General features: G+C 61.6%; 13 protein-coding genes. 2 read left to right on the forward strand and 11 right to left on the reverse strand.

Features of this window, described 5'->3' with window-relative positions; all coding sequences use genetic code 11:
• Positions 1–1,209 precede the first annotated feature (1,209 nt).
• A complete protein-coding gene (locus tag N7573_RS04045; RefSeq protein WP_049441974.1) occupies positions 1,210–1,773 on the forward strand; it encodes a cyclin-dependent kinase inhibitor 3 family protein in 564 nt (187 codons plus the stop codon).
• A gap of 268 nt (positions 1,774–2,041) precedes the next feature.
• On the opposite strand, the gene N7573_RS04050 is transcribed toward N7573_RS04045, so the two are convergent.
• The gene (locus N7573_RS04050) at positions 2,042–2,656 is read right to left on the reverse strand and encodes a hypothetical protein (RefSeq protein WP_071227704.1); all 615 of its coding nucleotides are present in this window, start codon (positions 2,654–2,656) and stop codon (positions 2,042–2,044) included.
• Between the two features lie 62 nt (positions 2,657–2,718).
• Between N7573_RS04050 and N7573_RS04055 the strand changes: the two genes are divergently transcribed.
• Positions 2,719–2,994, forward strand: a complete 276-nt coding sequence (locus tag N7573_RS04055) for a hypothetical protein (protein ID WP_046984184.1) — start codon at positions 2,719–2,721, stop codon at positions 2,992–2,994.
• 139 nt (positions 2,995–3,133) lie between these two features.
• Here the strand turns inward: N7573_RS04055 and N7573_RS04060 are convergent, their stop codons facing one another.
• The 10 genes from N7573_RS04060 to N7573_RS04105 form a co-directional block, all read right to left on the reverse strand.
• Positions 3,134–3,379, reverse strand: a complete 246-nt coding sequence (locus N7573_RS04060) for a hypothetical protein (protein ID WP_046984183.1) — start codon at positions 3,377–3,379, stop codon at positions 3,134–3,136.
• 41 nt (positions 3,380–3,420) lie between these two features.
• Complete coding sequence (locus tag N7573_RS04065) at positions 3,421–4,062, reverse strand: hypothetical protein (protein WP_046984182.1); 642 nt, start codon at positions 4,060–4,062, stop codon at positions 3,421–3,423.
• Between the two features lie 19 nt (positions 4,063–4,081).
• Positions 4,082–4,753: a HupE/UreJ family protein gene (locus N7573_RS04070; protein ID WP_197652578.1), complete on the reverse strand. Its 672-nt coding sequence runs from the start codon at positions 4,751–4,753 to the stop codon at positions 4,082–4,084.
• 56 nt (positions 4,754–4,809) lie between these two features.
• Complete coding sequence (locus N7573_RS04075) at positions 4,810–7,947, reverse strand: CusA/CzcA family heavy metal efflux RND transporter (protein ID WP_071227706.1); 3,138 nt, start codon at positions 7,945–7,947, stop codon at positions 4,810–4,812.
• A gap of 10 nt (positions 7,948–7,957) precedes the next feature.
• Positions 7,958–9,190, reverse strand: coding sequence for an efflux RND transporter periplasmic adaptor subunit (locus N7573_RS04080; protein WP_046984179.1), 1,233 nt, complete (start codon positions 9,188–9,190; stop codon positions 7,958–7,960).
• Positions 9,187–10,437, reverse strand: coding sequence for a TolC family protein (locus tag N7573_RS04085; RefSeq protein WP_176422360.1), 1,251 nt, complete (start codon positions 10,435–10,437; stop codon positions 9,187–9,189). Before N7573_RS04085 ends, N7573_RS04080 begins: the two co-directional genes overlap by 4 nt.
• Positions 10,438–10,524: 87 nt before the next feature.
• Complete coding sequence (locus N7573_RS04090; RefSeq protein ID WP_046984178.1) at positions 10,525–10,890, reverse strand: hypothetical protein; 366 nt, start codon at positions 10,888–10,890, stop codon at positions 10,525–10,527.
• 103 nt (positions 10,891–10,993) lie between these two features.
• A complete protein-coding gene (locus tag N7573_RS04095; RefSeq protein WP_071227707.1) occupies positions 10,994–11,644 on the reverse strand; it encodes a transmembrane anchor protein in 651 nt (216 codons plus the stop codon).
• A gap of 23 nt (positions 11,645–11,667) precedes the next feature.
• Positions 11,668–12,324 (reverse strand): HupE/UreJ family protein, encoded by a 657-nt coding sequence (locus tag N7573_RS04100; protein WP_229301257.1) that lies wholly within the window; start codon positions 12,322–12,324, stop codon positions 11,668–11,670.
• 328 nt (positions 12,325–12,652) lie between these two features.
• Positions 12,653–13,030, reverse strand: coding sequence for a hypothetical protein (locus N7573_RS04105; protein ID WP_143048168.1), 378 nt, complete (start codon positions 13,028–13,030; stop codon positions 12,653–12,655).
• Between the last annotated feature and the right edge of the window lie 30 nt (positions 13,031–13,060).

Raw genomic sequence — 13,060 nt, forward strand, 5'->3', positions numbered from 1 at the left:
TTCCTTCAGACAGCGGGGGTCCTAGCTGAGACGAGCTCGTCAAATGGCTCTACAAGGCGATCTCTTTACGACCCTATTAGCTGGAGCTATCGGGAGAGCAGTCAGCTGCCTGACGACCTGAGTAGTTCACTAACCCATGCACTTAGAGCATGGCGCCCCTCGCTTGGAGCACAGGACCGACAGTGGCTCTGGCGTCAGCTTTCCGACCGCGAAGCTGCTGCCTATCTCGTGTCATTGCTACGCAAGCATCGGATCCGTACTCAACACGCCGAGGAGATCCTATGTGTACAGGAAAGAGAATGGCGTGAGCTGAGTTTGGGACGCAAGCGATACGTGCTTTGGTCGTCAGTCCGGGGAGCTGCGAGTGAGTTCTTAAGCACCGGCGGCGACGAATCCGCAGCATTGACCGTGCTGAGCCGCGAGATACGCAGTCGAGCAGATTGGCTATCTCGCAAGCAAGCATCAGGAACGCTAAGCAAGTCTGACTACTGCTTTCTGCCGGACCCTGCATGGCGGCGACCGCTGATGGTCGATGTCGCGCTGGAGTGCCTACTGCCTATTGGCGACGACTACTGGCTCGCCCCTCCTATTCTGGCTCGGCAGCAAGAGGGGCCAGGACTCAGATCGCGTCTCTTACGACGCACTCAAACGTAGATAGGCTCCTATCGCATGCGCCCCAGTATCCTCGCCCTCGATCTTGAGGGAACCCTGATCTCCAATGCGGTCAGCCAAATTCCTCGACCAGGACTTCGGGATTTCCTAGATTATGCTAGAACCACCTTTGATGAGGTTGTGCTTTTCACAACGGTATCTCGGCATATGTCGCTAAGAATCGCCTTACTTCTGGCTGAGGAAGGCCATGTGCCTGGCTGGTTCACAGGGGTCCGCTACGTCGAATGGACTGGGCCTACCAAGGACCTTCGATTCGTGTCTCCACTACTTGGCCAAGCTCTGCTGCTTGACGACCACCGCCCCTACATCCACCGGGGTCAACACAAGTTCTGGGTTGAGGCCCCGCTATTCGCATCACCGTACCTTGCTGATGACAGTGGGTTGCAGGCCGCCCAGCGACGCATCGGGGAGAGAGTGTCGCTGCTTTCTAGCTCGCCTGACTAAGCATCAATCGAAGCCATCGCGCCAGAGCCGCAGACGAAGCCACGTCTAGGTTCTCTGCATGACAGAGCGCGCCATTCAATCGCCGGAGTCAGCGTGACCAGAACCAGTCTTTCCCACCCCCTTCAGATTGCGACTCTCCCGGTTGGCCATTGCGGTGGGGCCATCGGGGTGACGTTCGCGCCTGGCAAGCATCAAGTCACAGCTATGACCGGATCGTGGTCGCGAGACTTGGATATGGACCTTCAAGCTATAAGTTCATGGGGCGCAAGTCATCTCATCAGTCTAATTGAGCCTTGGGAGTTCGAGGATCTTCAGATCGCCGCTCTGCCAGAGCGTGCAGCAGACCATGGTCTACGGTGGTACGGACTGCCGATCGTGGATGGCGCCGCGCCCGACTACGGGTTCCTCCAGCGATGGAAGGAGTTGGAGACGTCCATCTGCAACGCGCTACTTAACGGCAAACGGGTTGTCGTCCATTGCAAGGGCGGACTTGGCAGAGCAGGCACTGTCGCCTGCATGCTTCTCCTCAGCACCAAGACTTCCCTGAGCAGCGAGGATGCGATCAGGCGCGTGAGAATGGTACGCCTTGGTGCCGTTGAGACATTGGAGCAAGAGGAGTTCCTGCACAACTGGGCATCTGCCTCACATCACCTCTAGGGAAGCACTGATCAGCTTCCTGTCCTTCTGATAAGACCAACCCCAACGTGTCGCTGCTGAGGATCGTCGCGTTAGGAGAGGGCGCGGCAGCAGCCGGCGCAAGTCAGTATCGGGCGACTGACCAATGCCCGGCTTCGGTCAGAAGACGATAGCCCCCTCCCCCGATAGATCTTTCTTATCCACGACTAGCCTTGAGCCTACTGGTCCCGCGGAGAAGAGAAATAAGGGGCGGACGGATTCTGGCGTTAGCCGGATTGCCGCCAACGACCTAGATCTCTCCAAGATCCTTGAGCACGGCCTGTCCCTTCTGCAAGAACCCAGCCAGCAACCGGCCTCCCGCCACTCGCCGGCCAAGTTGCTCATTGAGGTAGCTGGCCTGCAGGCGTGCGTGGGCCAGCAGATCCTTCTGGGCCATGCTAGGAATCACGGCCCGGAGCGGTTCGCCTGGTGAGGCCAGCTGCCCCCGGATCGGCTGGACCACGCAAGGGTGCTGGCTGCCGCTCTTGGCATATGCCGTGGCCATCATCCGGTCGCTCTTCGACGACCAGCCACCAAACACCAACTCGGTCCCGAGCTGCTCGATCGGTAATCCTGCCTCGGCTGCCGCCTTCTCGTAGTTCGGCCACAGCTGGTCCACCACCAACCCCAGCTCGACAGATAACTGTTCCATTGTGAAATCTGCGCGGTAGCTAGCCTGCAGCGCCAGCTCATAAATGCGAAGGAAGAACTGCGTAGAACCTCGCGTAGCAAACATCAGGTTGTGCTGAGGGATCAGCAGCAGCTTTGCCCCGGCGGAATGTGCCCCTGTGAGAGCATCCTCTGCCAAGGTATCCACGGCGACGACAAGGTGATCACGAGTGAGCAGAAGGTTGAGGATGCTCATGGCGGACTCGTCCAGATGTTCGCAAACTATCGCCTTCCCACCCCTTGCCTGTCCAGACTGCCATGACCTCCGAGATCACAGAAATCCTTGAGCGCCTCCACGCTTGCGAGGCCGCACTTGAGATGCACCGCGGCTACCTCAAAGCAATGGAGTATGGGTTGCGGGTTTCGTTTCTAACACACCAAGACCCGGTGATTCTGCTCGACACGTGGACCAGACTGCTCCCCTCGATCGCCCATAGCCACGAGAGGGAGGGCAGCCAGCAATTCGCCGCCGCATTCCAGCAGTCCCTGACAGTTCTCACTGAGCAGATCGGCACCGAGTGCAAGAGACCCTAAGCAGCCAAGGCGTACGGCTCAACGAGGCGGGCAATGTCCGATCTCGGCCAGAAACGGACGTCCCAGCACACGGTGCCTGCACTGCGACTTCTGCATCAATGTGGCCCGACACTTACAGCCGGGCCACATTGCCCACCGCTTACTTCTTCTTAGCGCCCGAAGCCGCCTCGGCGTCGCAACGCTCCTTCAATGCCTTGGTCTGAGAGTCATTCAGATCAACCTTGTACTTCGATCGATCAGCCAGCTGCTCGCACGTCTTTGGCTTAGCTTGTGGCGCGGCGGCCGGCACCGGATCGGCATGCAAGGCAGGATCGTGGGCAGATGCGCCTGAGGACCATGTCAGGCCGGCAACGAGGCATACAGCGAACGTATAACGCAGTTTCATGGATTGACTCCTGGGTTGGTTCCGGCGGAATGCCGGGGGTGTTACGGCTGATACAGGTCGGCCTGATAGCCATTCAGTTCGATTGTGATGATCACCGGCGAGGTACCTCGGTTCTGCCAATACCAGCCATGTGTTCCATCGAAGGGAGCGATGAAAGTCCCCTCTGCTTTCGATTGGGCGCCCTCTACGGCGTAGCTGGTCCAGGCTCCCTTCACGTCAGGTCTCTCGCCATGCATGTCCACGGCAACCGGAGCGCTGGATGTCCAGCGGAACAGCATTCCTGCACCCGTGGTCATGTGGGACTTCAGCTCCATGCCTTTGCCTGGCTCGATTTCGATGGTCATGGTGTCCTGACGCAGCGCGCCAGAACCAAAACCTACAGCCGCTGGATCAAGGGATTGCCCCTTGTTCTCTCCGAAGGCGACCTTGGCCTTCTCGGACAAGGCCGCAATGGCTTCCGGGCGCCCATTTGAGGTTTGAGGAACGGCTTCAGATGCGGAGGAATCGCCGCTCGCGGCCAGCGCATCCAAACCGAGGGCACGACCCACGCCAGTCGGGTCAATGCCGTACTCGGCGGGCAGTACGGTAGTGATCAGAATCACACCAGCGACCGCCACGGCGAGCGCGGTCGATTTGAGCAGTCGGCGAGTGCTGGGAAGTTGCTGATTGATGGAAATGGACATTGAAAGCCTCGATCAAAGGTCAGGAAACGAAGTAGCCCGTCAGTTGCATGCCCATCAGCACGAAGCCGGCACACATCAGGACGGTATTGATGCTGTAGGCCTGCCGATGGAAGGACGGCAGGCGACGCCAGAAGCCCATCAGAATCAGGATGCCGGCCAAGGCCAGCAGCTGGCCCAGCTCCACGCCGACGTTGAACGCCAGCATGTTCGGGACAAGACCATCAGCCGACAGGGTGAAATCCTGCAACTTCGTTGCCAATCCGAAGCCATGGAAGAAGCCGAAGATCAGCACGGCTGCTTTGGTGTTGGGCTGCACGCCGAACCAGCGCTTGAACGCCCCCATGTTGTCCAGTGCCTTGTAGACCACTGACAGTCCGATGATGGCGTCCACCAAGTAGGCATTCACGTGGAAGCCACCCAACACGCCCAGCAGCAGCGTCGTGCTGTGACCAATGGCGAACAAGGTCACGTAGATGCTGACATCACGCATCCGGTACAGGAAGAAGATCACCCCGAACAGAAACAGCAGGTGGTCGTACCCTGTGACCATGTGCTTGGCACCCAGGTAGGTAAATGCAATCAGCTGGGTGCCCGTGCTGTCCTCCAGGAAGGCTTGGTCACCCTCACTGACACCGTGGGCGAACGCAGCCCAGGGAATCAACAGCGCGGCCAGCAGGAGGAGCCACGACAACGGTCTGTTCAACGGAATCAAGCGTAGGTTCCTCAACGTTGGAAAAAGGGAAAGCGTCATTCGGCTTCATCCTTGGACGTATCGCCCTCGCGATGGATGAGGCGGTAAAGCGCAGGAAGCACCAGCAGCGTCAGAAGCGTGGACGAGACGATGCCGCCGATGACCACCGTGGCGAGAGGACGCTGTACTTCAGCGCCGGCACCGACGTTCAGTGCCATGGGCAGGAAGCCCAGGCTGGCGACCAGGGCAGTCATCAGCACAGGTCGCAAGCGTCCCGCTGCCCCCTCGCTGACAGCGCGGTGGAGAGGCACACCCTGTTCCCGCAGGCTTTTGATGAAGCTGATCATCACCAGGCCGTTCAGTACCGCCACGCCCGAAAGCGCGATGAACCCGACACCGGCCGAGATGGACAGCGGAATGTCACGCAGCCACAGAGCCGCCACACCGCCGGTAAGGGCGAGCGGCACGCCGCTGAAAACGATGGCGGCATCACGTCCCGAACCAAACGCCATGAACAGCAGGCCGAAGATCATCACCAGCACTACGGGCACCACCACCATCAGCCGCTCGCTGGCCGAGATGAGCTGCTGGAACGTGCCGCCATACTCCACCCAGTAACCTTCAGGCAGCTGGACTTCATCTCCGACGGCGGCGCGCAGCTCCTCGACGAACGAGCCGAGATCGCGTCCGCGGACGTTGCTGGTGATAACCACACGCCGCTTGCCGTTCTCGCGGCTGATCTGATTCGGGCCTGGAGCCACCTCAACCTTGGCCAGCTGCCCCAGCGGAACGAAACCGCGATCAGCATCGGCCTCTGTCGAACCTGACACCGTTACAGGCAGTGATTCCAGCGTGCGCGTGTCCTGACGCAGGTTCTCGGGCAGCCGCACGACGATGTCGAAACGACGATCACCTTCGAATACTTGGCCAACGGACTCCCCACCCAATGCGACCGATACGGTCTTCTGCACATCGTCGATTGCCACGCCATAGCGCGCCAACGCGTCCAGGTCAGGCGTAATGGTCATCAACGGAAGGCCCGAGACCTGCTCCAGCTTCACGTCCGCTGCGCCGGTGATCCGGTTGGCAACGTCCTCGATCTGGCTGCCGATCTGTGCGAGTTGATCCAGATCGTCGCCATAGAGCTTGATCGCCACTTCCGCGCGCACGCCGGCGATCAGCTCATTCATGCGCATCTGCACCGGCTGAGTGAACTCGTAGTTGTTGCCGGGGATGGCTCTGACGGTCTTCTCCAGCTCGGCAATCAGCTGGGCCTTTGGTTTGCGCGGGTCCGGCCACTGGTCCCGATCCTTGAGCATGATGAAGGTGTCGGCGACCGACGGAGGCATCGGGTCGGTCGCCACCTCGGCAGTACCGATCTTGGCCACCACCTCGTCGACTTCAGGGAACTGCTTGATGGCAGCTTCCAGCTGGCGTTGCATGCCGATGGCTTGGGTAAGGCTGGTTCCGGGGATGCGCAGCGCGTGCAGGGCGATATCGCCTTCATCCAGGTTGGGGATGAACTCTGTACCCATGCGACTGGCACCGATGCCGGCCACCACGGTAAGTGCAACCGCTGCGCCGACCACCCACCTACGGGCACTGACCGCCCGCTCCAGCAGAGGGCCATACAGGCGGGTTACGCCACGCATGACCTTGGTTTCCTTCTCGGACACCTTGCCGGTGACGAACTGCGCCACGGCAGCCGGCACGAACGTCAGCGACAACGCCATGGCACCGGTGAGGGCGATTACCACGGTCAAGGCCATGGGATGGAACATCTTTCCTTCCACACCCGACAACGCGAAGATCGGGATGTACACCGCCGCGATGATGAACAGACCGAACAGGCTGGGCTTGATGACCTCGGCGCTTGCCGAAGCGGCCAGGGAGAATCGCTCCTCGCGCGTTAACAGGCGTCCCAGCGCATGCTGGCGTTCACCGAAGCGGCGCAGGCAGTTCTCCACGATGATGACCGCGCCGTCCACGATCAGGCCAAAGTCGAGCGCACCGAGGCTCATCAGGTTGGCCGATACCCGGTTCTGAACCATTCCGGAGATCGTTAGCAGCATGGTCAACGGGATGACCGCAGCGGTGATGAGCGCGGCGCGCAGATTGCCCAGCAGCAGGAACAGCACCGCGATGACCAGCAGCGCGCCCTCCAGGAGGTTCTTCTTCACCGTTTCAATGGTGCGATCCACCAGCTCGGTTCGGTCATACACCGGGTGCGCACGAACGCCCTCGGGCAGCGTGCCGTCGATCTCCTTCAGCTTGGCAGCGGTGCGCTGGGCGACGGCCCGGCTGTTCTCGCCGATCAGCATGAAGGCCGTGCCAAGCACAACTTCCTTTCCATCCTTGGTGGCGGCGCCGGTCCGCAGCTCGGTGCCTTCGTGGACATCAGCAAGATCGCCTACCCGCAGCGGCAGCCCCTCTCGATTAGCCACCACGATCTTGCGCAGGCCGTCCATGTCGGCAACCTGCCCAGGCACGCGTACCAGGTATTGCTCGCCGCTCTTCTCGATGTAGCCCGCACCGACGTTCGCATTGCTGCGGGCAACGGCCTCCATGACGTCCTGCAGGGTCAGGCCATAGGCCTGCAGCTTGCGGGGGTCTGGCGTGATATGGAACTGGCGGACGTAACCGCCCACGGTGTTGACCTCGGTCACGCCCTTCAGGTGCCGCATCTGCGGGCGTACCACCCAGTCCTGCAGGGTACGCAGTGCCATTGGCGTCCAGGTTTTCTCAGCTCCTGGTTCGGCCTCCACGGTGTACATGAAGATTTCGCCCAGGCCCGTGGCAACCGGTCCCAGTGTTGGCTTCAGGCCATTGGGCAACTGGGAGGCCGCCTGCTGCAGACGCTCAGCAACCTGCTGGCGGGCGAAGTAGATATCTGTCCCATCCTCGAATACCACGGTCACCTGCGAAAGGCCGTAGCGCGAGATTGAGCGTGTGTACTCCAGACGTGCCAACCCGGCCAGTGCGGTTTCAACCGGGAAGGTCACGCGCTGCTCGGCTTCCAGTGGCGAATAGCCAGGGGCTTCGGTGTTGATCTGTACCTGTACATTGGTAATGTCAGGCACGGCGTCGATGGGAAGCTTGCTGTAGTTCCAGATGCCCAGGCCGGACAGCGCCAGCACGAGCAGCAGCACAAGCCATCGATGCGCGATGGACGCGCGAATGATTCGCTCTAGCATGGGATGCCCCTCAGTGATCGTGGCTCGCGCCAGACTTTTCGATGTCCGCGCGAATCAGGTAGCTTTGCTCGCTGACATAACGGGTACCGGGCTTGAGGCCACCGAGTACCTCGACCAGCTGCCCATCGCGCTTGCCGAGCTCAAGCATGCGCACCTCATACGTGTCGCCCACCTGTGCGAAGACCACGGTGAAGTCACGGAAGCGCTGCAGCCCGGATTCCTTGACTGCCAACGGGACCTGGGTTTCGGACAACACGACCTCGGCCGACACGGCCATACCCGGGCGCCACCGGCCGTCTTCATTGGGGATGCTGACCCGTGCGACTACGCTTTGGCCGGCACTGGCCAAGGGGAGCAGGCTCTGCACCCGTCCTTGGGTTTCATGGGCGCCAGTGGCTGAGCGAAGCGTCACCACCTGGCCTGCAGCAAGCCGCTCGGCGTCGGTGCCCAGTGCCCGCAGGTCTACCCATACCTCGGAGAGGTCGGCGATCTCGAACAACGTGTTGTCTGCCGCCACGTCCCCAACGCTGGTATTACGCGCCAACACAATTCCGCCAAACGGCGCGATGACGGCATAGCTGCGCATGCTGTCGTTGCCTTCCACCGTGGCCAGAGTCTGGCCCGCACTGACTCGCTGGCCCATCTCGACTGCAACGCTGCGCACCACGCCGGGAAAGCGTGCTTTCACTGCGGCTTGCCGCGCCGTGTTGACCGTCACGTTGCCCATCAAGGTCACTGTGTCGCGGATGCTGGCACTGCCTGCTGCTTCCACCACGATGCCCGCGTCCTTAGCTGCTTGTGGTTCGATTCGCGTACGGCCTTCATAGGAGGGGTAGTTCCAGCGATGGGACTTGCCTGCTGCGGTGGCTTCGGCCACCACATCGAACGAGTGCGGCTCAGTGACCTCCCCACTGCCGACGAGGTAGCCGTTCTCCGGCTTGAAGCTGAAGGTATTGACCTCGCCGTCCAGACGCTTGAGCTGCATGCTCGCCTGCACTTCGGAAGGCGGAATCGGTTTGTCGTTGCGATACGCGTAAAGACGGAAGTGTGGCGGCGTGTTGGTTTCGTAAACGGTGATCTCGAGGGCAAAATCGCCGTCACGCAGCATGCGCCCTCGATTCGGCCCTCGTTCGTAGTCGGCGGATGCGGCAGCTGTCTCGGTAGAGGCTTCGGTCGCGGCTTTGTCACCGCCGCAGGCGGAAAGGACCAAGGGGAACATGATCAGGAATGCGTAGCGGTTCATGGGCGGATGTCCAGAGCGGAGGCGGTGAGGCGATCTGCCTCGACCAGCAGTCGGAGATAGCGGGCGGCGGCTTCAACTTCGCGCTCGCGAAGGTCGAACAGGGTCTTCTGCGCCTGGCCCAGCGCCAGATAGGAGAATCGGCCCTCCTCGAAGCCGCGCCGGCTCTGCTTCAGTGCTGCCTCGGCCTTGGGCAGCTGGCGTTCGCGTACCGACTCGACCTCCAGCTGCGCTTGCCGCAATTGCTGGTAGATATCGAAAAGTTCCTGTTGCAGTTCAACGGCCTGCGCTTGGCGCCGGGCACTGAGGGCAGACAGCTCGTGGTCGACTTCAGAAACGGAATACGCTGATCGCTTGCGGCTGCCCAATGGGACAGAAACCGACATCACCAATCCGCTGTCTTTGGTGGCTTCCAGCCGGCGAATGCCCAGGCCCACGCTGACATCTGGCCGGGCGGCGGCAAGCGCCACGTTACGGCGCGCGGTCAGCACGCCTGCCTGGGACTCAAGAAGCTGTTGCTGAGGTGTCGAAGGCAGCTTCGCGGCCATCGCCTGGAACTGCTCAAGGGGGGGCAGCACCGAGGTATCACCAGCGACGGCGCCAAAGTCGACCGTCAACGCACCCCATGAAGCTGCGAGCGCATGGCGTGTCGACTCCAGACGCTCCAGCGCCTGATCGCGCTTGAGTTCGGCGTCGGCAACTGCGATTTCTGCCGCTCGCAGGTCGGAATCAGGATTGCGCGCCGCCGAGACCCAACGCCCGACCTCTCGCTGCAGGGCGCGCGCCATCGCGATGCGCTCCTGCGCGTGTTCCACATGCTCCTGCGCGGCCAGCACATCGATGAACCGTCCTGCGGCTCGGGTGGCGATGGTTACGCGAGTCACGTCCCCTGCCCGTTGGGCCGCGTCGATCTCCGCGCCGCCCAATGCCTGTCGCGCAGCGCGCTTGCCGCCGAGTTCCAGCAGGCGGGATACGCGGAACGTTGCCTCAGCGGCATCCATCCCTGAAACGCTGCCGCTGCCAGCAACGTTCTCCAGTTCCCCGCCCAGAATGATTGGCGCCGGCAGGCCCTCCCGGGCTGCACGGCTGCGGGTTGCCTCCAGCTGGGCGGCATCAGCTGCGGCGCTCGGATGACTGCCCAGGGCGCGGGCGACCGCTTCCTCCAGGCGCAGAACTTCGGCGGCATGGCCAGGCACGGCCATACCGCAGGCGCCGGCAATGGCCAGCGCCCACACACTACGGAATTTCACGGAAGCCTCCGGAAAGATGTTAGAACAACGCGCTGCCGCCCGCTAAGGCAGGCAGCAGAACAGGCCGCGCGGACGCGGCAGGCGTTGTCAGACGATCGGAGGCCGGAAGGGCGAGGCGGGATAACCCAAAGGCACGCGCAGCAGCCGCAATGCGGGCACGTCGGCGCTCAGTGCGAGAGCGACTACCTGGTGGTGGCCATTGAACAGGCTCCCTGCGAAGCTTGCGTCTGCCTGGTGCAGCACGCTGTGCGCACCAGAGGCGTGGTCGTCGTCGAGGTTGTCACTGGCTCCGGCCGGATGGGAATGCCCATGGTCGAACGCAGCGGCGATGTCGTGCTCCAGACCATGCAGTTCGCTCAGCTGGATCACCATCGGCCGCGCCACAACACTCAGCAGCATCAGCGCGAAAAGGCTGATGCGGGCGAGCACACGGTGGCGGGCGGAAAGACGCATGGGATCTAGGGTAAATGTGGCACGTGGCCTTGTCGAGATGGTAGGACGAATGTTTGCAGAGGAGCGTACCCGGCTGCCCCGGGCACGCCCTCCTGGCCTGGTCTTACATTTTCTTCAGCTGTTCATACTGCCCGCCCGTACGCAGCAGCAGGGTGACCGGTTCCTCGCCGCGATTGCGCCAGAACCAGCCGTGGTTGCCCGTAAAGGCGGCCAGAAGTACGCCCTGGTCGGACGCCTCACCTCGCCCCTTCTCATAGCTGATGGCACGACCACCGCCGTCACCATGGGTGTCGAAGTTCACCACCCCGCCCTGGACCGACCAGGTGTAGGTCGCACGCTCGCCTTCCTTCATGGAAAGCTTGATTTCGGTACCCTGACCGGGCGCCAGCACGACTTCGGCTTCGTCACGCCACTCCGTAGCTGCGGGCGCTGAGGCCGAAGCAGCGGCCGGCTTGGAAGTGACTTCGACTGTCTGGCGATCCCGCGTGGAGACCTGGGTGAGCACGGCGAGGCCCTCCTCGGCCCGGGCATCCATGGCCGCATCCGCTGCGGCTTCTTCGGACAGTTGCTGCTTGATCTGTCCCATCTCGGTCAGACCCAGCATTCGGCCTATACCCAACGGATCCACGGCGTGTTCCGCAGGCAGCACGACACCGATGAGAAGCACGACGGCGATGCCGGCGGCGATGAGGGTAGTGCGCGCCAGCTGACGGCTGCTGGGGAGGTCACTTTCGAGGGGCTTGCTGTTGTACATGATGGTAGGGATCTCTCAAGGATTCAGGAAATGGCGTAGCCGGTCAGCTGCATGCCGATCAGGACGAAACCTGCGCAGAGCATTGCCGCGTTGGCGAAGTAGGCGTGCTTGAAGAAGCTGGCGGTGCGGCGCCAGTAGCCCATCACAATCAGGATGGCGCCCAGGGCAAGCATCTGCCCCATTTCCACCCCGACGTTGAAGGCGAGCAGGTTCGGCAGAAGACCATCGGGGGAGATGTCGTATTCGATGATCTTGGTGGACAGGCCAAAGCCATGGAACAGTCCGAACACCAGTGTCGCGACCTTGGTATTGGGCTGGAAGCCGAACCAACGCTGGTAGGCACCGAGGTTATCCAGCGCCTTGTAGACCACTGACAAGCCGATGATCGCATCGATCAGATAGCTGTTGATGCCCACATTGAAGAGCACACCCAGCAGCATAGTCGTGGAATGACCGATGGCAAACAGGGTGACGTACAGCGCGACATGCTTCATCCGGTAAAGGAAGAAGATCACGCCCAGCAGGAACAGAATGTGGTCATACCCGGTGGCCATGTGCTTGGCGCCCAGGTAAGCGAAGGCGATCAGATTTACCCCTGATATCTCTTGGATGTAACCCTTGTCGCCCTCGGCGATGGCATGCGCCAGAGCACCATCGGCAGTGAAAACAAGCAACAGCATGGTTATCGCTGCGAGCAGCGTGCGCGGCCAATGCGACGGCATGGCCATGGGATGGGTACGGGTGGATAGCCCGGAATGTGGTCTGGGGATCATGATGGAGTTCTTGAGTGACATGACATGCCACGGTCCTCCGCGCCGCGCCCCGCCACAGGCGCACGGCAACGCCATGCAGATGTGTGCCAGGGCACGCATGCACGTCGTTACCGCGCGGTGGCGCAGGAGTCAGCCGGATCGTGGCCGGAATACAGAGGGGAACCGCGATGCGTCTAGCCGCAAGCCAGCCGCATGCCCGCAGAAAGCAGGCAGCGCGGCAGACATGCGCCCGGCATCAGGCCGCGACGATGGGAGGCCTGAACAACGATGAGCAGTGATGGGCAATGAACGCTGCCTGGCGATGCCAAGGGTGCGCACCACGGCCGATGGCTGGATCGTGGAGTGCTACGTCCAGCAGGATGCCAAGTGACCCGCCCAGATCGGACTGGTGCAGCACGCCATGGCCGCCCGACGCGTGCAGAGGATCCCGATCTGCAGCATCACGATCGCCCGCGTGCGGATGTCCATGTTCGGCTGCGGTCTGCACCATGTGCTGCAGACCATGCAGCTCGCCAAGATGATTCAGCACCGGGCGCAGGAACATGCTTGCCACCAGCATCAGAAAGATGCTGGTGAGCAGTCGCACATTCGATATCCGGCGCAGTGATGTCATGCTCAAAGACTAGTGTGTTGCTGGATCAAA

This window comes from Stenotrophomonas sp. GD04054 (assembly GCF_029836955.1).
Lineage (GTDB): Bacteria > Pseudomonadota > Gammaproteobacteria > Xanthomonadales > Xanthomonadaceae > Stenotrophomonas > Stenotrophomonas maltophilia_A.

Excerpts from the sequence above, each read along its gene's own strand:
- N7573_RS04050 (WP_071227704.1), bottom strand. The coding sequence starts at position 2,656 with ATGAGCATCCTCAACCTTCTGCTCACTCGTGATCACCTTGTCGTCGCC.
- N7573_RS04055 (WP_046984184.1), top strand. The coding sequence starts at position 2,719 with ATGACCTCCGAGATCACAGAAATCCTTGAGCGCCTCCACGCTTGCGAG.
- N7573_RS04060 (WP_046984183.1), bottom strand. The coding sequence starts at position 3,379 with ATGAAACTGCGTTATACGTTCGCTGTATGCCTCGTTGCCGGCCTGACA.
- N7573_RS04065 (WP_046984182.1), bottom strand. The coding sequence starts at position 4,062 with ATGTCCATTTCCATCAATCAGCAACTTCCCAGCACTCGCCGACTGCTC.
- N7573_RS04075 (WP_071227706.1), bottom strand. The coding sequence starts at position 7,947 with ATGCTAGAGCGAATCATTCGCGCGTCCATCGCGCATCGATGGCTTGTG.
- N7573_RS04080 (WP_046984179.1), bottom strand. The coding sequence starts at position 9,190 with ATGAACCGCTACGCATTCCTGATCATGTTCCCCTTGGTCCTTTCCGCC.
- N7573_RS04090 (WP_046984178.1), bottom strand. The coding sequence starts at position 10,890 with ATGCGTCTTTCCGCCCGCCACCGTGTGCTCGCCCGCATCAGCCTTTTC.
- N7573_RS04095 (WP_071227707.1), bottom strand. The coding sequence starts at position 11,644 with ATGTACAACAGCAAGCCCCTCGAAAGTGACCTCCCCAGCAGCCGTCAG.
- N7573_RS04100 (WP_229301257.1), bottom strand. The coding sequence starts at position 12,324 with ATGCTGTTGCTTGTTTTCACTGCCGATGGTGCTCTGGCGCATGCCATC.
- N7573_RS04105 (WP_143048168.1), bottom strand. The coding sequence starts at position 13,030 with ATGACATCACTGCGCCGGATATCGAATGTGCGACTGCTCACCAGCATC.